Origin of the sequence: Embleya sp. NPDC005575 (assembly GCF_040605455.1) — a bacterium.
Taxonomy (GTDB): Bacteria; Actinomycetota; Actinomycetes; order Streptomycetales; family Streptomycetaceae; genus Embleya.
In genome coordinates this window covers 23,162-47,121 of the sequence record NZ_JBEXCV010000006.1, presented here as the reverse complement: position 1 = coordinate 47,121, position 23,960 = coordinate 23,162, and the positions used below count along the sequence as shown (strand labels likewise).

Below are 23,960 nucleotides of genomic sequence, written 5' to 3'. Positions count from 1 at the left end.
ATGGGTGGCACGCACGCGGAGAATGAAGCAAGGATCCATTGCCGGGAGCACCACGCCCTCTGCCTGCGGAGCGGCGGGTGGCCCTTTCGCGAAGGTGGTGGCGATGCCGACGTGGCGATTGCGGGACTTCCGCGACGATGATCTGGACCGCGCCATACAAATTTGGGACCACAACCAGCAGGCGGACGAGGCACCTGCCGTTTTCCCCATGTCGGAGGTCGTGACCGCAGCCCGAGCCGGGGGGCCGGCCGTGGTGGCGGTGGTCGGCGACGAACTGGTCGGCGTCGCCGTGGCGCAGGCCTACGGCGAGCGGGGCTGGATCACGGTGGTGGCCCTGGCCGCGACGTGGCGCAACCGCGGCATCGGGAGCTCCTTGATCGCCGAGCTTGAGCGGCGCCTGCGGTCACAGGGAGTCCGCCGGATCGGCGCGCTCCTCACACCGGGGGCGACGGGAACCGCAGCCTTGGACAACTCCGGCTACCGCTCCCGGACCGGGCTCGTCTTCTACGAGAAGGTCGAGCACCTCGGCGCGAGCGACGCAGGACTCCTCGCGGAACTCGGGGGAAGGATGCTTCCCGGGGGTCTGTGGGACAGCCTGGCGGGAATGGAACGGGAGAAAGGAGCCATCGAGCGGCGGATCGTGCTGCCTCTGGCCCAGCCCGTGCTGGCCCAGCAGTACGGAGTGAGGCCGCCGAAAGCGGTCATCCTCTTCGGGCCGCCGGGCACCGGCAAGACCAGCTTCGCCCAAGCGGTCGCCTCACGGCTGCAGTGGCCCTTCGTGGAACTCTTCCCCTCCCGGCTTGCATCGTCCCAGGAGGGGGGACTGGCGACCTCGCTGCGGGAGGCATTCACCGAGCTGGGCGAGCTGGAGACGGTGGTTCTCTTCATCGACGAGGTCGAGGAGATCGCCTCCGTCCGATCCGGTACGGCTGCCGACCCCAGTCACGGAGTCACCAACGAACTGCTCAAGCTGATCCCCGGCTTCCGCGACCACGACGACCGCCTCCTCATCTGCGCCACGAACTCCGTCCGCTCCCTCGATCCGGCGTTCCTTCGGCCCGGCCGTTTCGACTATGTCATCCCCGTCGGCCCACCGGATCCGGAAGCCCGTTCGGCGATCTGGCGGCGCTACCTCGGGGCCGCCGCCATTCATGTCGACCTGCACCGTTTGGTGGAGGCAAGCGCAATGTTCACGCCGGCCGATATCGAGTTCGCCGCTCGCAAGGGTTCCCAAACCGCCTTCGAGCGCGAAGTCGCCCAGGGGGAAGGCATGCCGATCGGCACGGAGGACTACTTGCATGCCATCGCCCAGACCCGTCCCACACTCACCGACCAGGCATTGAAGGACTTCGCCGAGGACACCGAGGAGTACGTGCGCATGTGACATCGGGGCACACACTGCGGACCTGGAAAAATGCTTCTCCGGGAGCGCTCGAAGTCCCCGGCTGCCGCCCGTAGCCGGCGCCGCCCGGGCCGGCGTCGTGGAGACCCGCGCGGCAGCAAGAGTTGACGCACCATCAGACCGCCGCCCGGATCATCCACCACACCCGCGCCACCCCGGCTCGTACCATCACCCACACCCAGCCCACCGCCCCCAGGCGTCACCGCATCGTCGCCTCCGGCGGCAGGGCCGGCGAGGGTCCTCACGGCCGCGACACGCGGTCGCGGGTGCGGCCCACCGGCCGGCCCGTGCGTCGCGCCGCGGTCCACCACCAATTCCCGGCCGGCTGCCGCGAGGCGAGCTCGGGCAGCCGGCGTACAAGCCCCCACCAGAACCGCGCTGCCTGAGGGAACCGGACGTCAGAGGTGTCGTGGGTCATTTTCCACGCGAGCCGCGGCGGAGGCGGATCGGTGGGGAGTTCGGTCGCGCCCTGCGGCGCATCCTCCAGGGCCCCGGCCGGCACCCTGCCGTCCCGGAGATGGATCTCGAGATCGTGGTGCGCGTGACCGGTCGCGAGGGCGCGAATGGCTCCAGTCGAGCCGGAGCGCGTCCTGCGGGCCTTGTAGCACGACGACAACGGGGATCAGCCCGCTCGAGGCCGGGGCCTACAAGGTGGTGTCGTCGGGGGCGAGATCGGGACGCAGGCGGTGCCAGGAGGGGTGGCGCAGGCGTTCGGTGCGGGTGCGGGTGGCGTACTTGACCTCGCCGACCAGCCGCGGGAGCGCCCACGGCGCGCCCGGGACGGCGGGGATGGGGACAGGGTGGAAGGGGTACGCGTCGGTGGCCGCCACGCGCATGAGTTCGCCCAAGTGGGCGCGGTCGTCGAAGCCGGTGCCGACCTTGTCGAGGTAGCGCAGCTCGCCTCCCGCGTGTTCGCCGACGAGCAGGGCCCCGACGGTGCCGGCCCGGGCACGATCCGCGAGACGACGGTGCGGACCGAGCCCTGTGGGCAATGCGACCACTGCTCGGAACGCGGCGAACCGGGCCACGAGATACGGCGATCGGATCGTCCGTCGGGCAGGCCCTCGGACCGGCCCGCAAGGATTCGTGAATTCGATCGTGACGCACGGATGCCGTCGGTGATCTCGTCTGGCGTGGCCGGGTGCCGCGTGTCGTCCCGGCCCGACGCGCGGCACTCGAATCGACCCCACCCTGGAGACGGCACCAATTCGCTCCGTGGACGGTCACATGCCTGAGCCTCCGGAAATCCGGGTGCTCTGCAGCCGGCGGTCGGCCATCCTGTCCCCATGGGAGACAGAGCCAACGTCGTCGTGGTCCGCGAGAACGGCACGCACGAGCTGTACCGGACCGGCTGGGCGGTGGGGATCGACCTCGACCTGCTGGAAGGGCCGGGGGCCGTACGCGCCATGCTTCCCGAACTCCGCCGGGACGACTGGTGGTTGGACGACACCATGGCCCAGGGCGGGGTACTGCTCGACCTCGGCCGGAAGGTGCTGCTGTTCTTCGCCTGGGAGGGTCCGAGCACCGAGTTCCGGCACCGTGCTGCCACCTTCGAACTGATCCGGGCGGCATGGCAGGGCTGGAGAGTCGAATGGCTGTACGACGGCGCGGCCGAACTGCGCGGGTACGTCGGGCTGGATCCGGAGTACGTCCGCCGCCCCGAATCCGCCCTCTTTGTGGCCCCGTTCCTCGCACCCGAGGACGAGGACCTGGCCTGGCCGGACCCGGGCGATGTGGTGGTCACGGTCGGTGCCGACCACTGCCACGTCGCCTCCGGCGCCTTCGACCACCCCGTGCGCGAGGGCACCTCCCTGTTCGACCGCATGGCGGACGCCCCCGAGCACGCAGTGTGTCACCTGCACGTGAACTCCGGCATCCACCTGGACCCGGAACGCCGCCGCATGGGCTGGTGGTCCCTCGCCTTCTGCCCGCGGGCATACGAGGTACCGAAGCTGTGGCCGGACTGGACGGTGCAGTTCTGGCAGGACGACTGGGAAGCGCACGTCCGGGCCTGCGGCGGCTGCTTCTCTCCGGAACCGTTCGACGCCGGGAAGGAGGCCATGGCCAGGGTGCTCGCCGAGGCCGAGGAGCGACGGACCCGGCGGGCCCGTCACCGCGCCTGGGCGGCTCACCTCCGGACTACACCGGCCACACCCTCTCAAGCCCACCCGCACCACGCACCACCCCCGAACGGCACGCCCCACTAGGAAGTGTCTTCAATCTGCCTTGAGTTGGGGATGATGTCGGGTGTGATTCGACGTCATGAGTTGAGCGACGCGGAGGCGTGCTCGCAATGAAAGTGACACTCGCGGCCCATGATCGCCTTCCCCAATCGCCGGGCGAAAACGCCCCTCCCCTCCACTCCATCGTGGCACCCGGCGGCGGCCGCGCCGGCCCTGGATCCGCCCCCGGGATCGCCCACGTGCTCCTTGCGTGTCGGCCCGCGTCCACGCGTTCATCGAACGCCATCTGAACGACCCCGCGCCGCCCGACGCGCCCGCGAATCCACCGCGGCCGGCCGGTGATCTCCCGCGCGCCTCGGTGAGCAGGGTGGCGGTCGCGGCCGCGACCGCGTGGGCCGATGACGACCGCGACCGGCGCCGGGTGCGCCACCTCAGGACGGCGACGATCCTCGACCACTTGGAGCGGTTCCGCGGCGAGACCTGGCAGCAGCGATGGGAAGCGGCCGGACTGGATGAGTACGGCACCAACCCCGGCGACCTGGGCGGGGGGAACAAGAAACTGCGGACGCTGTTCATCGCGGGCACGCGGCAACTGTTCTGCCTGCGGGTGATCCGGCCGAGCCTGGACGCCTTCCGCGGCCATACGTATCCGAACTACGCCCTCGACTTTGGCGGCCAAGGACCCCCTGCTGGACAAGTTCCACGCCGCGGTCGAAGCGTCCGGCGCTTCTCCCTCGACCCAGCGCACCGCGTTGTTCGATGTCGCGTGGGCCCTGACCGTGTTCGGGATCTCTCTGGCCGACCTGACGCCGGAGGTGCTGCTGCACTACTCGTTAGATGGGGCACTTCCCGCCGTCGGCTCCGCACGTGCTGCGGGCCGCGCTCGTCGGCGGACAGAAGACCGTCGAGGAGCTCGTCGACCGGCAACATCTGCGCGCAACACCGACGTGCGCGACCTGCTGGTGGAATACCTGCGGCGCCGGGCCGCCGACCTGGACCACTCCTCGCTTCGCCAACTGTCGTGCGTCCTGCCCGGCACCTTCTGGAGCAACGTCGACAAGGTCAACCCCCATCAGGCCGATCTGCGGCTGAGCGAGGAGACCTACCAGCAGTGGAAGGAGACCATCTCCGTCCTGCCCGGCGGCCGGCCGCGGCTCGACATGGACGGCGTCCTGCTGAAGGTCCGCACGTTCTACCTCGACTTGCAGAGCTGGGCGGTCGCCGAGCCCGAGCCTCACCTCCGTTCCCGACATTGTCCGAAGCCGGGAAGGGAGGTGCTAGCATCACTGGCGCAGAGACGACCAGGTCACTGCGGGACCAGAATTGGGAGGTGAGTTGATGTCTGTCGCCAAGGCCACTGCCGTGTGCAGTGCCCGCCGGACCATCCTCACGTCCCGGGCCCCGGTCTGACCTGACGTCGATGCCCCCGCAAGAGCTCTGACAGCTCGCGGAAGGCAATCCACTGTGCCGATCGGGGTCCCTTTTCAAGGGTCCCTAAGTTGTCTCAATCCTCTTGGCATCATGCTCAACCGTATTCCCTGGCGGACTACGGCTGGGACGAGGCGTGTGAGCACGCCTTCGCACCCCATCGCGCCGCCGGACTGATCCCCGCCCGCATCGTGCGGGCCGAACGCGGCTCGTGCGAAGCAGTCACCGACGCCGGAATCGTCCGTGCGGAAATTCCCGGCACCCACGATCACGGTGATCCGTTGTCGGCGCCGTGCACGGGAGACTGGGCGGCACTGCGCCCCGTCACCACCGGCCGCGCGCCGGTGCTGCACGCGATGCTGGAACGTCGCACCGCCCTGGTGCGCTCTTCCTCTTCGCGTACCTCGCACGGCCAGGTCCTGGCCGCCAACGTCGACACCGTCGTGGTGACGGTGTCGCTCGCGGCGCCGCTCAAGCACGGTCGAACCGAACGCATGCTCGCCCTGGCATGGGAGAGCGGCGCCCAGCCGGTCGTGGTGCTCACCAAGGCCGACGCATGCGCGGACCTGCCCTTTGCCGAGGAGCAGGTGTCCGGGGTTGCTGCCGGTGTGGACGTACTGGTCACCAGCGCCGTGACCGGACAAGGCCTGGACACCCTGACCGCCGTCCTGAACGGCACCATCGTGTTGCTCGGCCCTTCCGGAGCGGGCAAGTCCACCCTGGGCAACCAGCTCCTGGGCAAGGACCGGCTGGCCACCGGCGCCGTCCGCGAGGTGGACGGCAAGGGCCGACACACCACTTCCTGGCGGGAACTGCTCCCGCTACCCGGCGGCGGGGTCCTGCTGGACACCCCCGGCCTGCGCGCGATCGGTCTCCACGACGCCCAGAGCGGGCTGGAACAGACCTTCGCCGAGATCGAGCACCTCGCACAGGCATGCCGGTTCACGGACTGCGCACACGTGAACGAACCCGGCTGCGCGGTGCTCGCCGCCGTCGAGGCAGGCGAGATTCCCCACCGCCGTCTGGACAGTTACCGCCGACTGCTGCGGGAGAACGCCTACTCCGCTTCCCGCACCGACTCGCGGCTGCGCGCCGAACGCGAGGCCACCAGAAAGGACATCACGCGCCACCTGCGCGCCACCTACCAGTTCCGGGAGCACCGGCAGTGAACGACAACGACACCCCCACCCCCGGCGGCGACCCGGTGACGCAGGCGTTCTTCACCCTGCATCACGACCTGCCACGGCAGGGCCCGGGCTCGGACGCCACCACACGGCACGCGCTGGAGACGGCCGGACCGCTGCCCGAGCACCCGCGGGTCCTCGACGCGGGCTGCGGCCCCGGCCGCTCCACACTGCTGCTGGCCGAAGAAGCCGGCGCGCACGTGACCGCGGTCGACCTGCACCAGCCGTACCTGGACAGCCTTGTCGCCGAAGCGGCCCGCCGGGGCCCGGGCGACCGGATCACGGTCGTCAACTGCTCGATGGACCAACTGCCCGTCCCCGATCACAGCTTCGACGTGATCTGGGCCGAGGAGTCCGTCTACACCGTCGGCTTCGACGTCGCCCTGCGCGCCTGGCGTCGCCTGCTCGCCCCGGGCGGCGTCCTCGTCGCCACCGAAATCGAATGGACCGTGCCCAGCCCCGCTGCCTCAGTGCGCGCCTACCGGGACGCGGTCTACCCGCTGCGCACCCAAGCCGCGAACACCGACGCCGCACAGGCCGCCGGCTACCGTCTCCACGCGAGCGGTCGCTGCCGGAAAGCGACTGGTGGGACGAGTACCACACGCCGCTCACCCAGCGCACGGACCGAGCTGACCCGCAGCACCCCGGCATGCCGCAGGCCCTGGCCGCACACCGGACAGAGATCGACATGCGGCGCGAACACGGCGGCGACTACAACTACGCCGTCTACATCCTCCGCCCCCACGACCACACCCCCGACACCACCGAGGACACAACCATGACCACCTGGACCGCCTGTTCCGAGACCACCGATGACATCTCCGCCATCCGCGACATTCTCCTCGCGGCCTTCCCCACCGCCCTGGAGGCCGACATCGTCGACGCCCTGCGCGCCGACCCGAAGGCGTGGATCGACGGACTGTCCATGGTCACCGCGGCCCCCGACGGCACCGCGACCGGGTACGCGCTGCTCACCCGCTGCCACGTCGACGGCGTGCCCGCTCTCGCCCTGGCACCCTGCGCGGTGCTGCCCTCGGCCCAGCGCACCGGCGCCGGCTCCGCCGCCATCCGCGCCGCACTCGACGCCGCCCGGGCCATGGGCGAAAACCTCGTCCTCGTCCTGGGACACGCCGACTACTACCCGCGGTTCGGCTTCACACCGGCCTCCCGATTCGGTATCCGCGCACCCTTCGAGGTACCGGACGAGGCCATGATGGCCATGGCCCTCGACAACGCCCGCACGGTCCCCGCCGGAACCATCCAGTACCCCGCCGCGTTCGGCGTCTGACCCCTCCTGTGGTGCCCCGGGGCTCAAACACCCGGGGTACCACAGCCCCTTGCGGCCCAGGTCGTGCAAGGCAGGGACGGGCTGGTCAGAGGCGGCGGACGGCAGCGGACCGACTCCACGCACGTACTGGCCGCCGTGCGTCGACTCAACCGGGCCGAACTGGTCGGGGAGAGCCTGCGGGCCGCGTTGGAGGCCTTGGCCGCGGCGGACGAGTGCGGGTGATCGTGGCCTTCCGGGTGCCTTTGCCGCGCGGTGCCCGCCCTCGTACGCCCGCCGGCCGGGGCGGTGCCTTGGGGGCGATCCGGTCATGTGTCGGAGAGTTCCGGTCAGCTTCGGTCGGCGCGGCTCCGCCCGGTCGGTGGCGTGTCAGGATCACGCGTTCCCGCAGGGCCGGGGTGGGCAGTCCCAAGCGGACGTGCGGTACTCCTCGGGGGCGCTGAAGGCGTGGCTGAGCGCGTACGCGCACCTGTTGATCAGTTGGAAGCCGTTTCACTTCCGGGTGGGCATCGGGATCTCGCTCGGGGCGTCGCGGGGCGGAGGTCCCGCGCCGGAGGCGTGTTCTCGCCCCGTCCCGAGGCCCAGCCGCGGCATCGCCTCGCCGGGCGGTGGCGGGGCGGGCGACAACGAACCTCACGCCGGGTCGGATTCTTGAAACCGCCCAACGGCCTCGTCCGCGCGGGCCCGACGGGGAACCGGATCCTCCGACGGACCCTCGTCGTTCGTGGTCGTGGCTATGTCCATCGCATTCCGAGCCCGGTCAGGGCCCCGATCCGTTCTGCCGCCATGTGGCCTGTCGTTGTCGGGCATTGGCAAGCGCGACCCCCAGTCTCACCGCATGCACGACACCGTCACCGTCACGTTCAAACCGGCTCAGTAGACCAACGAAACCGGTAGGCCCAGCGCGACGCAGAAGATGTAGTGAGCCGGGACGCCGGAGACCGGCGAGACATCGACCCGCAGGCTCCAGTTGGTCGCACGGGGAACCGTCGGTGTCGGACCCGTGCCGAAGGGGGTGGAGAGGTTTTGCCCGGGAGAGATCGTGCCGCCGCCGTCAGCGGTCCACGCCGCCCAGGACCGGGTCGGTGCCGGCCAGCGCCGCGACGACGTCGGTGAGCAGGCCGCCTTCGACCATCGCCGCCACCGCCTGCAGGTTGGCGAACGACGGGTCCCGCAGGTGCACGCGGTACGGCCTGGTTCCGCCCGCCGAGACCAGGTGGCAGCCCAGTTCGCCGCGCGGCGACTCCACCGCGGTGTACGACTGGCCCGCCGGTACCGCGAAGCCCTCGGTGACCAGCCGGAAATGATGGATCAGCGACTCCATCGACGTGCCCATGATGGTGGCGATGTGCTCCGGCGAAGTGCCGAGCCCGTCGGGTCCCAGCGAGAGTTGCGCGGGCCAGGCGATCTTCTTGTCCGCGACCATCACCGGGCCCGGCCGCAGCCGGTCGAGACACTGTTCGACGATCCGCAGCGACTGCCGCATCTCCGCGACCCGCACCAGGTACCGGTCGTAGGCGTCGCAGCCGTCGCGGGTCGGCACGTCGAACTCGTAGTCCTCGTAGCCGCAGTACGGCTGCGTCTTGCGCAGATCGTGCGGCAGCCCGGCGGCCCGCAGGATCGGCCCGGTGACGCCGAGCGCCATGCAGGCGGTGAGGTCCAGGTACGCCACGCCGACCGTCCGGGACCGGAAGACCGCGTTGTCGTCGAGGAGTTGCTCGTAGTCGTGCAACCGTTCGGGGAGCACCCGCAGGAGATCACGGACCTGTGCCTCGGTTTCGGGGGGCAGGTCCTGCGCGAGACCGCCGGGCCGGACGTACCCGTGGTTCATCCGCATCCCGGTGATCGCCTCGAACACGTCGAGGATCAGCTCCCGGTCGCGGAAGCCGTACGTCATCACGGTCAGCGCACCCAACTCCATGCCACCGGTCGCGATGGCGACCAGATGCGAGGAGATCCGGTTGAGTTCCATGAGCATCACCCGGATGACCCGGGCACGTTCGGGGACCTGGTCGGAGATGCCGAGCAGTCGTTCGACGCCGAGGCAGTAGACGACCTCGTTGAACACCGGCATCAGGTAGTCGGCACGCGTCACGAACATGACCGCCTGGGTCCAGTTGCGGAACTCGCAGTTCTTCTCGATCCCGGTGTGCAGGTACCCGATACCCAGACGCGCCTGCACGACCCGCTCGGCGTCGAGTTCGAGCACGAGCCGCAGAACCCCGTGCGTCGACGGATGTTGCGGCCCCAGATTGACCACGATGCGCTCGTCCGGCCCGGCGCCGATCTCGACGACCGCATCGGCGAGATCCTGCCCGGCGTCGACGTACACCTCGCGCGCGGGCACCGCGTCGTCGGAACCACCTCTGTCGTCACGGTGCGCCATATCCGGCTCCTGGATCCAATGTCGAATGTTCGCCCCCACCGCGCCCCTGTCCGCGCGCTCGAAGCCCGAGCCGACCTCGATCACCGCTACCCCCTCCGCACCGGGCCAATCGCAGCGGCAACACCCCTCGGGCCGGTACGCGTGGAAGCTCCCCGACGACCCCCCGCGTGCGCGGCGCCCGCTGCGCCGTGGAGGCGGGACCTGCGACGATCGGGCCGGCCCGCTGCTGGTATCAGGTGGTACCTTCTGTGTCATGGCGAAGACCCAGGTGAATGTGCGGATGACCGACGAGACCGCCGAGATGGCCCGACAGGCCGCCGAGACGCGGCACATGCCGCTGAACGACTACATCGAGCAACTCGTGCGCCGCGACAACGACGGCGTACGCGAGCGCTTCCTCGAAGGCGCCCGCGAGGTCATCACCGGATACGGCGACCTCATCGAAGACCTCGCGACGGCGAACCGGTGACGAATCCGAGCGTCGACCTCGCCTGGATCCTGGAGGTCGCCCGCGAGGCGGGCGAGCGCGACCCGGCCCCCGAGGACTACGGCCTACCCATCGCCGCAGTCGCCCGCCACGCGGCCGTCCTCGCGGGACGGGACGTCTACAGCGGCCCATTCGTCCGTGCCGCCGCCCTGTGCCAGACCCTGGGGCGCATCACCTGGCTGGAGCGCTCCAACATGACAGTCGCGGTCGCAGTGGCCCACGGCTACCTCACCGCATGCGGGATCGACACCAAACTCGGCCGCAACGAAATCGCCGCATTGGTCACCGAACTGCGCAAGGACACCTGCACCATCCCAGACATCGCAGCCGTCCTCAAAACCTGGACCGCCTGAACCCACTCCCCGGCGACACCCACCCACGGCTGCGTTGTTCCGCCCAACCCGCACCGGTCGCCACACCTGTGTGGCCCACCCCGGGGCGCGACCGGCCGGACACGTCGTGGCCGGCCCGCCCCCGCCGGCTACAGGCTCCGGGCCAGGCGGTCGGTGAGCAACCGGGTGAAGCGGGCCGGGTCCGGCAGGTCGCCGCCCTCGGCGAGCAGCGCGCCGCCATACGACAAGACTCCCGACAGCCACCTCGCCGGTCTCCACCTGCGCGCCTCGATGATCTGGATCAAGGACCTCACCAGGACCACCCGATGATCACGACTCGATGTGCCCCCAGGTGACGCGCTGAGGTGCCGGATGCCAAGGGCGGGCAGGAGTTGAGTCAACGGTCAACCAGCCGTGGACGCGGGGCCTCACCCGTGGATTCCGCGTCGGTGTCGTCGGTGCCGACCGAGCCGCGGGGAAGCATCGAGTCCAGCCACTTCGGCAGCCACCAGTTGGTCCGGCCGAGGAGTGTCATGGTCGCCGGTACCAGCACCATGCGTACGACCGTGGCGTCGATGAAGATCGCGGTGGCCAGGCCGAGCCCGAACATTTTCGTGGAGGGGTCCTCGGCGACGGCGAAGGACAGGAAGACCGCCACCATGATGAGGGCGGCCGAGGTGATGATCCGGGCGGTGCCCGAGACGCCCTCGACGATCGCCGTGCCGTTGTCGCCGGTGCGCAGGTACTCCTCGCGTACGCGGGAGAGGAGGAACACCTCGTAGTCCATCGACAGGCCGAACAGGATGGCGAAGAGGAACATCGGGATGAACGACACGATCGGAACCGTCGCTTCCAGCCCGATGAGTGCGCCTCCCCAGCCCCACTGGAAGACCGCGACCATGATGCCGTAGGCCGCGCCGATGCTCAGCAGATTCAGCAGGACCGCCTTGAGCGGTACGAGTATCGAGCGGAAGACCAGCATCAGCAGCAGGAACGACATCGCCAGCACGGTGGCGACGAACACCGGCAGGCGTTGGCTGGTGCGTTGGCCCACATCGGACAGGCTCGCGGTGGCGCCGCCGACGTGGGCCCTGGCCGGGCCGTGCCCGATCGCCGTGGGCAGCACGTCGGTGCGCAGCCGGGCGATGGTGTCGGCCGTGGCCTTGTCCTGAGGGCTGGTGGTCGGGAACACCACGAGGGTCGCGATGCCGGTGGCCCGATCGATGTGCGTCGGCGCGACGGATGCGATGCCCGGATCCGCCGCGACCGTTGCGACGAGTCGGTCCAGCACTCCCGGATCACCGGTGGGGTCCGCGGCGATGACGAGGGGACCGTTGGCGCCCGGGCCGAACCCCTCGGCGACGAGGTCGTAGGCCCGGCGCTCGGTACGGGTGTGGGGCAGTGAGCCGTCGTCGGGCAGGCCGACGCGCAGGCCGAGCACGGGCAGCGTCGCGGTCAGCAGCAGCCCCGCCGCGCCGACCGCGTACGGCACCGGGTGCCGGCTGACGTGCCCGATCCAGCGACGCCACCCGGCGGCGTGGGCGGCGCCTGCCGCCGGGTCCCGCCGCCGTGCGAGTCGGGCCGGCTTCCTGGTCTGCAGAGCCCGGCCGATCAGGCCGGCCCGGGCCAGGCGTGGGCCGGCGGCGCCGAGGAAGGCCGGCAGCAGCGTCACCGACGCGAGCACCATGGTCAGGACGACGATCGAGACGGCGAGCCCGCCCACCGTCATGAACGGTACGTTCGCGACCGCCATGCCGAGGATCGATACGACGACGGTGCCGCCGGCGAAGACCACGGGCCTCCCCGCCGTGGCCACCGCTCGCCCCGCCGCCTCGCGGGGATCGAGCCCGCGCGCGAGGTACTCCCGGTGCCTGGCGAGCACGAACAGCGCGTAGTCGATGCCCACTCCGAGCCCGACCATGCTGCCCAGGACAGGGGCGAAGGTCGGGACGTCCGTCACCCCCGCCAGTACCGTCATCGCGGCAACCCCGACGGTCAGCCCGAAGACCGCCATGCCGATCGGCAGCGCGGCGGCGACGAGCGAACCGAACGCCAGGAACAGGATCGCGGCCGCGGCGAGGATGCCGATCAGCTCGCTTGCGCCGCCGTCGGGGTCGGAGAAGGCGTAGAAGAGGTTCCCGCCCATCTCGATGCGCAGGGGCAGTTCGGCGCGCAGCCGGTCGCCGAGATCGACGAGGGCGTCGAGGTCTTCGGCCGACAGCCGGCTCTGGTCGGGGTACTGCACCCGGACGACCGCGATCCGCCCGTCGGCCGAGACAAGGCCGCCGCGCACGGTGGTGTCCCCGCCTGCGTCGAGTGCCCCCGCCGGGTCGCTCGTGCCGAGCACGTGCGGCAGCCGCTGCACCTCGGTCTGCAGCCGCGTGAGAGCGGTGCGCGCGCTGCCGTGGTCGAAGAACGTCGCACCGCCGTCGAGGGGGGTGACGACCACTTGGGCGGTCATCCCCTCCTGGCCGGTGCCGGCCCGCTCGATCAGTTGCGCGGCCCGTTGGGAGTCCAGTCCCGGAGCGGTCATCGAATCCGCGGTCCGCCCGCCGATGGCGATCGCGGCGAGGACGGCGAGCGTGGCGGCAATCAGCCATGCCGCGATCACCCGCCAGGGATGGCGGGCGGCGCTTGCGCCCAGGCGCAACAGGGCTTTCGAGAGCATCGGTTCCTCCAACCACCTCGGCGGCCGTCCTTGTACGGCCGCCGATGCCGAGGTTCGTCGCCACGGCGCTCTGCGGCATCGGCTCGCGGGCCGCGGATCCGTCGGCCCAAGGGCGGAGTGACGCCCCGTCCTTTCGGCCGATGCGCGGCACGGCGCGGCCCCTAGGCTGAGAACCGTGCTGCGAGACGACCTGCGAACCCTGTGGACCGAACCCCGGCCGCCCGACGCGCCCGCCCGGCTGTGGCGGGACTGGACGCTGCCCGCCGCGGGCCTGGGCGGTGTGGTGCTGGAGGCCACCCTGCGCGAGAACGTCGTGTGGCGGCCGGTGGCGGTGGTGTTCGCCGTATGGCTGTGCCTGCTGCCCCTGTGGCGCCGGACCCGCCCACTGGCGATGGTCACGCTGGCGTTCGGCTCGGTGATCCTGCTCCAGCTGGCCTCGCTGGTCGCCGCACCGCGCGAGCCCGTCGGCCTGGACACCGGCGCGGTCGTGCTCGTGCTGGTGTATGCGCTGCCCCGGTGGGGATCGGGACGGGAGATCGTGCTGGGCAGCGCGGTGATCCTCACGGCCTTCGCGCTGTGTGCCGTCACGGACGAAACCCCGGCCGCCGAACAAGTCGGGGGCTTTGTCTTCCTGTTGCTGCCCGGCTTGATCGGGGCTGCCGTGCGCTTCCGGGAGACCGGTCGCGAGCGGCAGTTGGAGCAGGTGCGCTCCCGCGAGCGTGAGCAGCTCGCCCGGGAACTGCACGACACGGTGGCCCACCACGTTTCGGCCATCGTGATCAGCGCCCAGGCGGGCCGGGTGCTCGCGGGCACCGACCCGTCCGCCGCCGTCGAGGCGCTGGAGGGAGTCGAGGAGGAAGGGGCGCGCACGCTGGAGGAAATGCGAGCCATGGTCACCGCGCTGCGCAACCGCGGAGCCGGCGCCGAGCTGGCGCCGCCTGCCGGTGTCGCGGATCTGGAGCGCCTGGTGCGCAACCCGGGTGGTCGCCTCAGGGTCGACCTGGGGCTCTGCGGCGAACTGGACACGCTGCCCCCGGCCGTGGACGCGGCCGTCTACCGCATTGTGCAGGAGTCGGTGACCAACGCCATGCGCCATGCGGTCAACGCGACCGAGGTCGTCGTCCGGGTCACCGCGGAACGGCACACGGTACGGGTGAGCGTGCGCGACAACGGCCACCGCACCGGCCGAGGCCGTGCCGGATACGGACTTGCCGGACTGCGCGAGCGCGCTGCCCTGCTCGGCGGCAAACTACAAGCCGGCCCCGGCGCCGAACAGGGATGGCATGTCGAAGCCGAGCTGCCGAGAGGGAGGACCGAGAGCGGTGCCCATCCGCGTCCTCGTCGCTGACGACCAGACCATCATCCGCACCGGGCTGCGGATCATGCTGAACGCCCAGCCCGGCATCGAGGTGGTCGGCGAGGCCGCCGACGGACAGGAAGCGGTACGTCTGGCCCGCGAACTGCGCCCCGACGTCTGCCTGTTCGACATCCGCATGCCCGTGATCGACGGGCTCGAGGCCACCCGGTCGGTCGCCGGCCCGGGCGTCGCCGACCCGCTGGCCGTGGTCGTCATCACCACTTTCGACCTCGACGAGTACGTCTACGGCGCGCTGCGTGCCGGCGCCCGCGGATTCCTCCTCAAGGACACGGGACCAGACCTTCTGGCCCAGGCCGTACGGTCGGCGTCCGGCGGTGAGGCGCTCATTGCGCCCAGCGTCACCGTCCGCCTGCTCCAGGCATTCGCGGACCTGCCCGCCGGCCGGCCCGTGGCCCAGCCGGTCTCCCCCGTCACCGCCCGCGAGGAGCAGGTGCTCCTCGCCGTCGCTCGCGGGCTGACCAACACCGAGATCGCCGATGCACTGCACATCAGCCTCAGCACGGTGAAGACCCATCTGGCCAGCCTGATGGCCAAACTCGGCGCCCGCAACCGGGTCGAGATCGCGATGTGGGCCTACGAAACGCGCCGTATCCTCCCCGGAACCTGAGCCGGGTGCCGGGCCATGTCCCATGAGTCCCCGCCCGGACATCAGTGCACCGGTCGGCTCACGTCGGCTCCACGTGCCTCACCCGCCCCAGAGCGTGATGTACCAGGAGGCCGGAACTGGGACGGTGAGACATCCGATACGACAAGACTCCCGACAGCTACCTCGCCGGGTCTCCACCTGCACGCCTCGATGATCTGGATCAAAGACCTCACCAGGACCACCCGATGATCACGACTCGATGCGCGCCCTAATCCTCGACCGACGCGGCGGCCCTCCTTTCGGGGAGGGCCGTTTTCATGCTCGTGGTGGCGGCGCGTCAGGCGACCCCTCTCTCCTCGGACGGCCCCGTCGAGGCGATCCGATAGAGGCCCTTCTGCAGTTCCACCAGGGTGCCGTTCTTCACGAGACGCTTGATCGTCACCCGCGTCGTCTCCAGATTCGGCCGCGTCGTCTCGCGCCCCAGGCTTTCGGTGACCTCACGAACGCGCATGGACCGACCGGATGTGGCCGGCACGCGAACGATGGCGTCACCCAGCTTCCCGTGCCCGGCCCGCGTCCCACCCAGGGCCGTCGTGGCCCCGATCCGCCGCTCGGGCGATTCGACCGTCCGATCCGGGGGTCCGTCGACCGGCACCTCCCCGACCACGAGCTCGGCGGACGCGACCCCGGAAGCCGAGTGGTCCTCGACGAGCTTCGTGTTCACCTCGTCCAAGACCTCCGCAAGGACCACGCGACGAGCCTCGGCCAACTCCAACTCCAACTCGGCTTCGGCAGAGGCAAGTTCACGCGCAAGGGCGCCGCACCGCCGGCGCAGGTCCGCCGCCTTGCGCGTGTAGGTCTCCACCACCGACGGCAGATCAAGCGAGGTCGCGGACTCCTCGTCCTGCCCGAATCGCGCCGACATCCCTCCCGCTGCCGAGCCCATACGGGCCTGAACGAGCAACGGCCAGCCTAAAGGTTGTCTCGTAACTCGGATGGCGTACGCGCGTTGGTCAGTGCATGCAGGTCGTCTCGTCTGCGGATCGTGAGCTGGTTCCGGTGTTCACCGGGTTGACGGTGCCGCAGTTCCGGAGGTTGGTTCGGGCTGTTCGGGTTCGGGGTGGTCACGCGTTGGACCCCTCGCGGCCGGGCCGGCCGTGGGTTCTCGCTTTGGAGGACCGGGTGTTGATGGTCGCGTTGTATCTGCGGACGAACCTGACCATGCGCCAACTCGGCCCGCTGTTCGGTGTCTCGCACGCGGCGGCCCACCGCATCGTCGACCGTCACAGTCCCTTTCTCGCGCTCGACCCGCCACGGGCGAGGCCGCGGTCGGGCGCCCGTTGCCCGGCAACCGCAACGACTGCCGGGCGTTCGCCGAGTCGGGGGTGAACACGGCGTGCGGTGACGCCACGGTCCTGGCGGACGGTGCCTACCGAGGGATTGCGCCTTGATCCCGCATCGCCGTGCGGTCGGGCAGGTCGAGCTCGTGGCCTGGAAGGAGGAGCACAACCGCGATCATCGTCGGGTCCGGGTTCGCGTCGAGCACGTCTTCTCCCGCATGAAGAACTGGAAGGTCCTGCGCGACTGCCGCCGCAAGGGAGACGGCGTTTTCTGGGCCGTCAGCGCGATCGCTCACATGCACAATCTCGCCCTGACCAGCTGAGTGGACGTCAAGAACCGCCTTCAGCGGCTCACTTCGTGAGTTACGAGACAACCTTTAGGAACCGGAGTGACATTTTGTGTTTTCTGCACGTGAACCGCATCCATCCGCGGGCGCCGCAGCGCCGGCAGTCCACAAACGGCCGGGACCGGGCAAGGCCGCGCGGACCCCCTTTGAGTGCAGCCTCGCGAGAAGAACCCGAGTTCGCGCGGCACGCCTGCGGAGGCGAGTCCAGAGCCGCCCGCGCCGCAATCGTTTCAGTCGGCCGCGGAGGAGGGGTTGAACAGTCGTTGTTCGACGTGCAGGAGTGCCGCGCGTACGGCGCCGAGGGCGGCGGCTTCCTCGCCGAGTGCCGAGGCTTCGACGCGGGGCGGGTTTATGGACAGGGTTCGGGCGCCTCGTCCAGGATGCGGCGACGTTCCTCGAGGGGGCCGGTACCGCCCGTACCACTGAGGGGCCCCAAGGACACGGTCCTGATCACACCGGGCGCGACGGTTCGGATTGCGCTCCAATTCGACAAACCCGCCGACCCCGATACGCCGTACATGTACCACTGCCATCTGCTTTACCACGAAGACTCGGGAATGATGGATCAGTTCGTCGTCGTCGATCCCGGACAGCGGGCCGGTACCCCACCCCGGTACGAACCGGCCGGGCCCGGCGCCGACGGCCACGCCCACGCCCACTCGTAGGGCCGTCCGCCTCGGCGAAGGGCAATCGGGACCGCGCAGTCGATGAGGCCGCCGGCCATCGTCGTGATGTCCCGGACGTGCCGGAAACAGGGTGGTCGGCCGGCGGTTCACCGTGACACCGGCACCCGGGCCGGCTCGACGGCTCGACGTGGGACACGGCCGTTCGCCGTGCGCGCGAACCCGGCCGGGGGCGACACGCAAGTCGCAACACCCGTAGGCCGTCTGTCGGGTTGCTTGACGACGGTCCCGTTCCGGGGCGGGCGGGGTGGGGCGCGCGTCGGCGGCGTTGGCGCGCACGTTGCAGGACAGCCTGCTCCCGCCGCGCCTGCCGGGCCCCTCCCGGAAGGCCTCTCGCGGCCGGGGATCGCCCCGAAGGTCGCCGAGACGGTCCTACTGGTCGTGTCCGAGCCGGTGACCAACGCCCTGCGCCACGGCGGCGGGACCTACACGCTTCGTTCGAGTGATCGTCCCGACGCCATCGAGGTGGCGGTCGACGACCCCAGCCCTGAGCGTCGCGATGCGTGGCACACCACCGATCGACGCGGAAGATCCTCGGCCGGATCGCCCGCTGAAGCATTCCTCGTTCTCGTGAGGGAACTCGAACGACGGATCGCCTCGTGCTCCCGGACTCGGGCGACGAGGAACACCTGGGCGTTCCGGACTGCGTTGGCGGCGGTGATCCACGAGGCCGCGGGCCGGGGGACTGCCGGGCACCTCCGCAGCCGACACGGATCGGCAGCTGGGCCGCCCGGGCCGGATCGGGGTCGGCCCGGGGCGTGCGCAGCGTGGTTCATGCGGACCCTTGTCACCCCTGACACTTCGGTCGCCGCCGAAGTGACCGGACCCTAGCGTGGCCTCCATGGACTCCGCACCCCGCAGCACCCCGCCCGCACGGACAGCAGTCGCCCACATGGAGATCGAGCCGAGCATCCTGTACTTCGGTACGCCGGTGGCACTCGTGTCGACGGAGAATGCGGACGGCTCGTTCAACCTCGCCCCGATGTCGTCCGCATGGGCACTCGGACGGACCGTCGTGCTCGGACTGGGCCGCGAAGGCCAGACCGCACTCAACCTCGCCGACCGGCCCGACGTGGTGATCAACCTGCCGGCCCCCGCCCAGTGGCCGGCAGTGGAGCGACTGGCACCACTGACCGGACGGAACCCGGTGCCCTCGACCAAGGCCCAGGGCGTCCGCTTCGAGCCGGACAAGTTCGGCGCGGCCCGTCTGACCGCCGAACCGTCCCACCTGGTCCGTCCGCCTCGCGTTGCCGAATGCCCGATCCAGCTGGAGGCCCGCGCCGAGCGGGTGCAACCGGACGCCTCCGGAGAATTCGTCATCGTCGAGGCCGCCGTACACAAGGTGCACGCCGACTCCCGCATCGTCGTTCCCGGCACCGACCACATCGACCCCGCCGCCTGGAGCCCCCTCGTCTACAACTTTCGCCACTACTTCGGACTCGGCCCGGAACTCGGCCACACCTACCGCAGTCAGACACCCCGCGGTCCGAAGGGCCCTGCCTCAGAACCGATGCGAGTGCGTTTGTAACGCGCGGGTGTGGTGCCCACATGGCGTGAGAAGTGTCGGTTCAGGTGGGCTTGGTCGTGGAATCCCACGGTTGTGGCGACTTCGGCGGGCCGGTGGCCGTCGAGGAGGAGTCGACGTGCCTGATCGATGCGCTTGCCGGTGAGGTAGCTGTGTGGCGGCAGGCCGTAGGTCTGCTTGAAGCAGCGGATCAGGTGCGTGGGGTGGGCGTGCAGGATGGCGGCGGCATCGTGCAGGGATATGCCGGCGGGTATTCGTGAGTCCAGTAGTTCGCGCAGTTCGGCGGCGAGCCGGTTTGCCTCACGTCCCGGTGTGCCGGGCTTGAGCGCGTCGAGGTGGAAATGGAGCCGTTCACGGATGAACGAGAGGCGGGACTCGGCTTCGAACCCGTCTTCGGCGTGGATGAGAGCGACGTGCAGTTGGTGGATCCGATGGCGCAGCAGCCCGTCGTGGATGACCGGGGCGCCCACCGCACGGCCGGCCAAACGCTGCGGGAGTACGGAGTCGTCGAGATAGAGGACGCGCTTGCGGAAGCCTGACGCCGTGACGGTGCGCCCGTCGTGGGAGACACCCGGAGGCAGCAGGAGGACGCTTGCGGTACCGGTCGCCCCATGGCGGCTTCGGTCGAGTGCGAAGTCGACCGAGCCGTCGTCGAGGATCATCAGGTCCCACGTGTCGTGGGTGTGGGCCGGGTACGCGTGGTCCGTGAAGTGTGCGTGGAAGACCTCGGCGATCCCCGGGACCGACGGTCTCCAGGCGGTGATGGACGTGCGGGGTCGGTCTCCGGTCATGTCAGGAACGTACAAGACCGGCGGGGTCCGGTGGCGGCAGGCTCGTGACGCCGGTCGGAGGGCTCGAAGACTCGCTCCCGGTTGACCGGCCTTGAGGAAGGATGCCGGATGTCCGCGTCTGTTGTTCCTGTCAACCTCGCCGACAAGCTGTCGCAGTTCAGCGAGCTGTGGTCGCAGAAGAAAGTGGCTGTGCTCAACGACTACGAGGTCAAACTGGCGAAACTGAAGGGGGAATTCGTCTGGCACACCCACGAGGACACCGATGAACTGTTCCTGGTCATCAGCGGACGGCTGACGATCCGGCTCAGGGATGCCGATGTTGTGCTGGAACCCGGTGAGTTGTTCGTGGTTCCCCGCGGTGTCGAGCACTGCCCCGTGGCAGATGAGGAGACCGCGATCCTCTTGTTCGAACCGGCAGGAACGATGAATACCGGTGACGCGGGAGGGCCGATGACCAAGGCGGCCGAAACCCTCGGCTGACGCTGTGACCGGTCAGGCTGCGGATGCGCCGGGGCGTCCGCCCCAGCGGATGCCGCTGTGGATGCGGGCGCGTTCGCGGCGTTCGGCGGCCAAGACGTCAGGGTGGCGGGCGTTGGGCCGGCGCAGGCAGCCGTGCAGGGCCCGGGTCTGCACGGTGTGGTTGCGATGGTTGGAGTTGCGATGGTGAGCTGCCGCAGCTGCCCGAAGTGGGCCTCGATCGGGCCCAAGAGGCCAGGTGACAGGGCCACCATGTTGTGCCCGTAGGCCGGGTGGAGCGCACGGCTCCCGCGACCGATCCGCCCGGATCCTTGACGGGACGGGTCCACACGGATGCCGGTGATAGAGGGCCAGACGAGCTTGGGGCCGGCGAGGGAGCCGGCCAGCGACGCGCCGGCTGGGACGAAGTCGACCCGGTCGGAGGCGTAGGTGATGCCGCCGTCCGCGGCGCGCACGAACGTCTCCCGCTCGTCGCCGGCCGTGACGAGGGTGGGGCCGCACAGGTCGGGGAGGGCCGGGATGGGGTGGCCGACGGAGATCATTCCCACCTGCCAGCGGTGCCGGGCCGCGTCGAGCGGGGCGGGGACCTGTATGGGCATGCGCACGGACGAGACGAGGGACCCGTCCGAAGTCTCCTCCACCGGCAGGGACAGCGGCATGTCCCAGGCGTTGAGCAGGGCCATCTGATCGCGACCGGTCAGCGGGAGCTCGCCGGGGGACAGGACCGTGATCGGCATGGTGTCCTCGCCCCGGATCCGGAAGCCCCGGGTGCCCCAACGGTCGGTGAGGTGGGCGCGGATCTCTTCTTCCGAGAGGGAGACGCTGACCACGGTGATGGGCTCCGCGTGCCGGGGGAGGGGCAGGTGATGCCAGGCCAGTGCAGGCCCTGGCAGCCATTGCGTGGCTCCGCGGGCCTGGCGGGCGAGTTGGGCCAGCGCGAAGTCCTCGGGCCGGTCGCCGAGCACGACGAGCGGACGGACTGCGCCCGGAGGACGGCGCGATCGTCGAGGCCAAGAACGTACGCAACACGAAATCGACCTGCCGTACCGAGGTCAGACTCGCCGACTCACAGATCAACGAACCCATGATCTGGGACAAGAACATCTTCGAACAGGACGACTCCGAGATACGCCGATACAACGACGCCGTCACCGAAGCAAAGGGCCGGATACGCAACGTCGAGCTGCACACCAACCACGCGCCGAGCGTGGCCTACTGGCAGATCCTCATGGCCACCCACCACACACCCGGACGCGTCGTCCTCACCCCCTGACCACATCGCACCACCCGGAGGATCGATGACCGACCCCGCCACCTACGCCACCCACTGGTTCTTCGCCCCACCCGACGGTCACCCCTGGGGACTGACCGCTGAGGACATCACCGGCAACCTCGCCCGAAACCCCGACGCCGTGTGCACAACCGAGCGGACGATCGCCGGACGCGACAGGCTCGAGTTCGCCTTCCCCATCGGAGACTGGATGTTCAGCGGCGCCTACGCACCCGACCGCGAATCCCTCACCCTCGAGATGTGCACCGCCCCCGCCGCCGCCGAGGTCCTCACCACCTGGTTCCTCGGCCTGCTTCCCACCGGTGCCGAAGTCGTGTTCAACACCCAGGACGGCGTTGAGAACGGCTACGGCGGCACCAGCTACCCCGTGCTCCACGGCGGAGGGACCATGGCCCTCGCCCGCGCGCTCGGTGACCACCTGCGACGGGTCTGGAGCACCGACTCCACGACCGACGCCTCCTGACGACGACGGGGCGTTGATCACCACTGGCCGTGCCGGCCGTTCCTTGCGAAGCTTCGGGGCGCAACGTCCACGCTGTTTGGCGGGCACCGGAGAGTTCGGTTGAGCAGTTGGTGGATGAGACTCTCGCCGCAGTGCAGTCGTGTGTGACGGCGATTCGATTCGACACCGCCCCGAGCACGCCGGCGGCCCCCAGGTCCGCCCCGACGTCCGAACACCGCGGCGGCGCGCCGCAGGGCCTCGGTCGCCCCCTCGGTGTCCGGTGAGACGACGGTGAACGCCGCGGAGCCCTGCTCGTCGTCCGCCCTCGTGGCAGCAGTCACCTCGGACCGACTCGCCCGCAGCGCCGCGGCACACCTTCGCGACGCCGGCCGTGACTGACCCACTCACACACGTCGCACACGATCTTCTCGCGCGCACCCACACACCAGCGCCGGTCGGCAGCGCGGCAGCGCACGGAACCGCCGCCGGGCCGGGGCCCGACGGCGGTTCGTGTCACGACGTGTCGCGGTTATGCCTGGTGCGTCCCGCGGCGCTTGCGGGCCAGGAGGAGCCCCCCGGCGCCGACCACCACGAGGGCGGCGGCCGCCCCGCCGATCACCATGGTGTTGTCGTTGTCGTCTGCGCCGGTCTCGGCCAGTTCGGGGCGCTTCGTCGGCGTGCTCACGTCGGGCTTGGCCGTCGTGGGCTTGCCGGTCGGCTTCACCTCGGTGGGCTTGGTGCTCGGCCCGGTCGGGTCGACACGGTTCGAGTACACCGTGCGGTCGACGTTGTTCTCCGGAGCGTTGTCGGGCAGCGGGCCGGTGATCCGGCTTTCGAGGATCTGCTCGTTGCCGGAAATCGTGCCCTTGAAGCCGGTCAACCAACTCGGCATACCGCCCTCGACGCCGGTCCTGGCGCAGGTGACCACCAACCCCGCGCCGTCCAGGCGGCAACCCTCGGGCGCCTTGGAGAACTTGAACCCCTTGACCGCGGTCACGGTGATCGTGGCATCGGCCTTCTTGTTGTGGCTGTCCCAGAATTCGATGGCGAAATCCTTGCCCAGTTCGCCGCCCGGGTTGAGGTACGAGAACGACGCGGGGTTGTGGATCTGGAGGTCGGACTCGTTGACCGGCTTTCCGTAGGTCAACTCGGCAGTCGCCTTGGCATCGCCCTTGACGGCCTTGGCAGTGAATGTGACCTTCTCGCCTTCCTTGCCCTCCTCGGTACCCACCGGGAAGACAACCTTGCCGTCCGCACCGGGAGTACAGGTCAGCCGGGAGGATACGACCTCGTCCCACTTGCAGACGTCGTGAGGCACCGACCAGCCGAAAGACCTGCTGCCGGTTCCCTTGAAACTCACGTCGAACGGCATCGTCGCCGTGATGGTGAGCTTGAGGTTCGCACCCCCCGGCACGACCGTGGCCGTGGACGGCGTGATCGTGATCCCACCCGCTGCGGAAGCCGTACCGGGCAGGCCCATCGAACCGGCCAGGACTGCTCCGCTCGCGATCCCCAACGCGGCAATCTTCTTCACGTGAAAACGTGACATGCAGTATTTCCCCACCCTGCGAGAAAACGGAAAACCCGCTCGTTCGAAGGAACGGCGGGTCATCCAATGGCAAGGAAGGTTTACACCGGCTCCAACCGCACCGTCAACCCCGATTGGCGTACGACAACCCCGAGTTGGGCGAGTGGTGCCGCCGGCGGGGATGGCGGAGGAGCCGGAGGAATCCGAGCCGAACAGC

The 23,960-nt window shown here is 69.9% G+C and carries 21 protein-coding genes and 5 pseudogenes; 18 read left to right on the top strand and 8 right to left on the bottom strand.

Annotated elements, in window-relative coordinates; translation table 11 throughout:
* Window positions 1–103: 103 nt before the first annotated feature.
* Window positions 104–1,384, top strand: a complete 1,281-nt coding sequence (locus ABZS54_RS03370; RefSeq protein ID WP_355530658.1) for a bifunctional GNAT family N-acetyltransferase/ATP-binding protein — start codon at window positions 104–106, stop codon at window positions 1,382–1,384.
* Between the two features lie 662 nt (window positions 1,385–2,046).
* Here ABZS54_RS03370 and ABZS54_RS03365 read toward each other — a convergent pair.
* A pseudogene (locus ABZS54_RS03365) lies at window positions 2,047–2,346 on the bottom strand (ATP-dependent DNA ligase); the annotation flags it as partial.
* Between the two features lie 342 nt (window positions 2,347–2,688).
* On the opposite strand from ABZS54_RS03365, the gene ABZS54_RS03360 reads away from it, so the two are divergent.
* The 6 genes and pseudogenes from ABZS54_RS03360 to ABZS54_RS03335 all read left to right on the top strand — a co-directional run bounded on the left by ABZS54_RS03360 (window position 2,689) and on the right by ABZS54_RS03335 (window position 8,137).
* Window positions 2,689–3,609, top strand: a complete 921-nt coding sequence (locus ABZS54_RS03360) for a hypothetical protein (protein ID WP_355530465.1) — start codon at window positions 2,689–2,691, stop codon at window positions 3,607–3,609.
* A gap of 644 nt (window positions 3,610–4,253) precedes the next feature.
* Window positions 4,254–4,919: a hypothetical protein gene (locus ABZS54_RS03355; RefSeq protein WP_355530462.1), complete on the top strand. Its 666-nt coding sequence runs from the start codon at window positions 4,254–4,256 to the stop codon at window positions 4,917–4,919.
* Between the two features lie 165 nt (window positions 4,920–5,084).
* Window positions 5,085–6,182: a ribosome small subunit-dependent GTPase A gene (rsgA, locus tag ABZS54_RS03350; RefSeq protein ID WP_355530459.1), complete on the top strand. Its 1,098-nt coding sequence runs from the start codon at window positions 5,085–5,087 to the stop codon at window positions 6,180–6,182.
* Between the two features lie 35 nt (window positions 6,183–6,217).
* Window positions 6,218–7,485 (top strand): annotated as a pseudogene (locus ABZS54_RS03345) (bifunctional class I SAM-dependent methyltransferase/N-acetyltransferase).
* A gap of 63 nt (window positions 7,486–7,548) precedes the next feature.
* A complete protein-coding gene (locus ABZS54_RS03340; protein ID WP_355530673.1) occupies window positions 7,549–7,707 on the top strand; it encodes a hypothetical protein in 159 nt (52 codons plus the stop codon).
* Window positions 7,708–7,792: 85 nt separating this feature from the next.
* Window positions 7,793–8,137: a DUF6603 domain-containing protein gene (locus tag ABZS54_RS03335; RefSeq protein WP_355530456.1), complete on the top strand. Its 345-nt coding sequence runs from the start codon at window positions 7,793–7,795 to the stop codon at window positions 8,135–8,137.
* 399 nt (window positions 8,138–8,536) lie between these two features.
* Here ABZS54_RS03335 and ABZS54_RS03330 read toward each other — a convergent pair whose 3' ends face one another.
* Entirely contained in the window at window positions 8,537–9,868 is a 1,332-nt protein-coding gene (locus ABZS54_RS03330) for an NADH-quinone oxidoreductase subunit D (RefSeq protein WP_355530453.1), read from the bottom strand.
* A gap of 253 nt (window positions 9,869–10,121) precedes the next feature.
* Here ABZS54_RS03330 and ABZS54_RS03325 point away from each other — a divergent pair, with 253 nt between their 5' ends.
* Window positions 10,122–10,337 (top strand): hypothetical protein, encoded by a 216-nt coding sequence (locus ABZS54_RS03325; RefSeq protein WP_355530450.1) that lies wholly within the window; start codon window positions 10,122–10,124, stop codon window positions 10,335–10,337.
* The gene (locus tag ABZS54_RS03320; RefSeq protein ID WP_355530447.1) at window positions 10,334–10,708 is read left to right on the top strand and encodes a fic family toxin-antitoxin system, toxin component; all 375 of its coding nucleotides are present in this window, start codon (window positions 10,334–10,336) and stop codon (window positions 10,706–10,708) included. The genes ABZS54_RS03325 and ABZS54_RS03320 overlap by 4 nt, the downstream gene beginning before the upstream one ends.
* 128 nt (window positions 10,709–10,836) lie before the next feature.
* Here ABZS54_RS03320 and ABZS54_RS03315 read toward each other — a convergent pair whose 3' ends face one another.
* Window positions 10,837–11,001, bottom strand: coding sequence for a hypothetical protein (locus tag ABZS54_RS03315; RefSeq protein WP_355530670.1), 165 nt, complete (start codon window positions 10,999–11,001; stop codon window positions 10,837–10,839).
* 83 nt (window positions 11,002–11,084) lie between these two features.
* On the bottom strand, window positions 11,085–13,355 hold the full coding sequence (locus ABZS54_RS03310) for an MMPL family transporter (RefSeq protein ID WP_355530444.1): 2,271 nt from the start codon (window positions 13,353–13,355) through the stop codon (window positions 11,085–11,087).
* A 175-nt stretch (window positions 13,356–13,530) separates the two neighbouring features.
* Between ABZS54_RS03310 and ABZS54_RS03305 the strand changes: the two genes are divergently transcribed.
* Complete coding sequence (locus tag ABZS54_RS03305) at window positions 13,531–14,703, top strand: sensor histidine kinase (RefSeq protein WP_355530441.1); 1,173 nt, start codon at window positions 13,531–13,533, stop codon at window positions 14,701–14,703.
* The gene (locus ABZS54_RS03300) at window positions 14,678–15,340 is read left to right on the top strand and encodes a response regulator transcription factor (protein WP_355530438.1); all 663 of its coding nucleotides are present in this window, start codon (window positions 14,678–14,680) and stop codon (window positions 15,338–15,340) included. Before ABZS54_RS03305 ends, ABZS54_RS03300 begins: the two co-directional genes overlap by 26 nt.
* A 316-nt stretch (window positions 15,341–15,656) precedes the next feature.
* Here ABZS54_RS03300 and ABZS54_RS03295 read toward each other — a convergent pair whose 3' ends face one another.
* Complete coding sequence (locus tag ABZS54_RS03295) at window positions 15,657–16,244, bottom strand: hypothetical protein (RefSeq protein ID WP_355530436.1); 588 nt, start codon at window positions 16,242–16,244, stop codon at window positions 15,657–15,659.
* Window positions 16,245–16,339: 95 nt separating this feature from the next.
* Here ABZS54_RS03295 and ABZS54_RS03290 point away from each other — a divergent pair.
* From ABZS54_RS03290 to ABZS54_RS03275, 4 genes and pseudogenes are all read left to right on the top strand, one after another.
* Window positions 16,340–16,982 (top strand): annotated as a pseudogene (locus tag ABZS54_RS03290) (transposase family protein).
* Window positions 16,983–17,386: 404 nt separating this feature from the next.
* Window positions 17,387–17,671 carry a multicopper oxidase domain-containing protein gene (locus ABZS54_RS03285; protein ID WP_355530655.1) on the top strand — a complete coding sequence of 95 codons (285 nt, stop codon included), beginning with the start codon at window positions 17,387–17,389 and terminating at the stop codon, window positions 17,669–17,671.
* A gap of 366 nt (window positions 17,672–18,037) precedes the next feature.
* Window positions 18,038–18,178: pseudogene (locus tag ABZS54_RS03280) on the top strand (ATP-binding protein); the annotation flags it as partial.
* A 352-nt stretch (window positions 18,179–18,530) separates the two neighbouring features.
* Window positions 18,531–19,217: a flavin reductase family protein gene (locus ABZS54_RS03275; protein WP_355530433.1), complete on the top strand. Its 687-nt coding sequence runs from the start codon at window positions 18,531–18,533 to the stop codon at window positions 19,215–19,217.
* On the opposite strand, the gene ABZS54_RS03270 is transcribed toward ABZS54_RS03275, so the two are convergent.
* The gene (locus ABZS54_RS03270; RefSeq protein ID WP_355530431.1) at window positions 19,160–20,005 is read right to left on the bottom strand and encodes an AraC family transcriptional regulator; all 846 of its coding nucleotides are present in this window, start codon (window positions 20,003–20,005) and stop codon (window positions 19,160–19,162) included. The genes ABZS54_RS03275 and ABZS54_RS03270 overlap by 58 nt on opposite strands.
* Window positions 20,006–20,113: 108 nt before the next feature.
* Here ABZS54_RS03270 and ABZS54_RS03265 point away from each other — a divergent pair, with 108 nt between their 5' ends.
* A complete protein-coding gene (locus ABZS54_RS03265) occupies window positions 20,114–20,485 on the top strand; it encodes a cupin domain-containing protein (RefSeq protein ID WP_355530428.1) in 372 nt (123 codons plus the stop codon).
* A 12-nt stretch (window positions 20,486–20,497) separates the two neighbouring features.
* Here the strand turns inward: ABZS54_RS03265 and ABZS54_RS03260 are convergent.
* Window positions 20,498–20,706, bottom strand: a pseudogene (locus ABZS54_RS03260) (IS630 family transposase); the annotation flags it as partial.
* 653 nt (window positions 20,707–21,359) lie between these two features.
* Here ABZS54_RS03260 and ABZS54_RS03255 point away from each other — a divergent pair.
* Together ABZS54_RS03255 and ABZS54_RS03250 are read left to right on the top strand one after the other, a co-directional pair.
* On the top strand, window positions 21,360–21,755 hold the full coding sequence (locus ABZS54_RS03255; RefSeq protein WP_355530425.1) for a restriction endonuclease fold toxin-2 domain-containing protein: 396 nt from the start codon (window positions 21,360–21,362) through the stop codon (window positions 21,753–21,755).
* Between the two features lie 25 nt (window positions 21,756–21,780).
* Window positions 21,781–22,236 carry a hypothetical protein gene (locus tag ABZS54_RS03250; protein ID WP_355530422.1) on the top strand — a complete coding sequence of 152 codons (456 nt, stop codon included), beginning with the start codon at window positions 21,781–21,783 and terminating at the stop codon, window positions 22,234–22,236.
* 508 nt (window positions 22,237–22,744) lie between these two features.
* Here the strand turns inward: ABZS54_RS03250 and ABZS54_RS03245 are convergent.
* Window positions 22,745–23,827: an LAETG motif-containing sortase-dependent surface protein gene (locus ABZS54_RS03245; RefSeq protein ID WP_355530419.1), complete on the bottom strand. Its 1,083-nt coding sequence runs from the start codon at window positions 23,825–23,827 to the stop codon at window positions 22,745–22,747.
* Between the last annotated feature and the right edge of the window lie 133 nt (window positions 23,828–23,960).

Bases quoted from the DNA above. Each gene is read 5' to 3' on its own strand.
- ABZS54_RS03325 (WP_355530450.1), top strand. From the start codon at position 10,122: ATGGCGAAGACCCAGGTGAATGTGCGGATGACCGACGAGACCGCCGAG.
- ABZS54_RS03330 (WP_355530453.1), bottom strand. From the start codon at position 9,868: ATGGCGCACCGTGACGACAGAGGTGGTTCCGACGACGCGGTGCCCGCG.
- ABZS54_RS03310 (WP_355530444.1), bottom strand. From the start codon at position 13,355: ATGCTCTCGAAAGCCCTGTTGCGCCTGGGCGCAAGCGCCGCCCGCCAT.
- ABZS54_RS03275 (WP_355530433.1), top strand. From the start codon at position 18,531: ATGGACTCCGCACCCCGCAGCACCCCGCCCGCACGGACAGCAGTCGCC.
- ABZS54_RS03250 (WP_355530422.1), top strand. From the start codon at position 21,781: ATGACCGACCCCGCCACCTACGCCACCCACTGGTTCTTCGCCCCACCC.
- ABZS54_RS03370 (WP_355530658.1), top strand. From the start codon at position 104: ATGCCGACGTGGCGATTGCGGGACTTCCGCGACGATGATCTGGACCGC.
- ABZS54_RS03270 (WP_355530431.1), bottom strand. From the start codon at position 20,005: ATGACCGGAGACCGACCCCGCACGTCCATCACCGCCTGGAGACCGTCG.
- ABZS54_RS03285 (WP_355530655.1), top strand. From the start codon at position 17,387: ATGCGGCGACGTTCCTCGAGGGGGCCGGTACCGCCCGTACCACTGAGG.
- ABZS54_RS03295 (WP_355530436.1), bottom strand. From the start codon at position 16,244: ATGTCGGCGCGATTCGGGCAGGACGAGGAGTCCGCGACCTCGCTTGAT.
- ABZS54_RS03335 (WP_355530456.1), top strand. From the start codon at position 7,793: ATGTGTCGGAGAGTTCCGGTCAGCTTCGGTCGGCGCGGCTCCGCCCGG.
- ABZS54_RS03360 (WP_355530465.1), top strand. From the start codon at position 2,689: ATGGGAGACAGAGCCAACGTCGTCGTGGTCCGCGAGAACGGCACGCAC.
- ABZS54_RS03245 (WP_355530419.1), bottom strand. From the start codon at position 23,827: ATGACCCGCCGTTCCTTCGAACGAGCGGGTTTTCCGTTTTCTCGCAGG.
- ABZS54_RS03265 (WP_355530428.1), top strand. From the start codon at position 20,114: ATGTCCGCGTCTGTTGTTCCTGTCAACCTCGCCGACAAGCTGTCGCAG.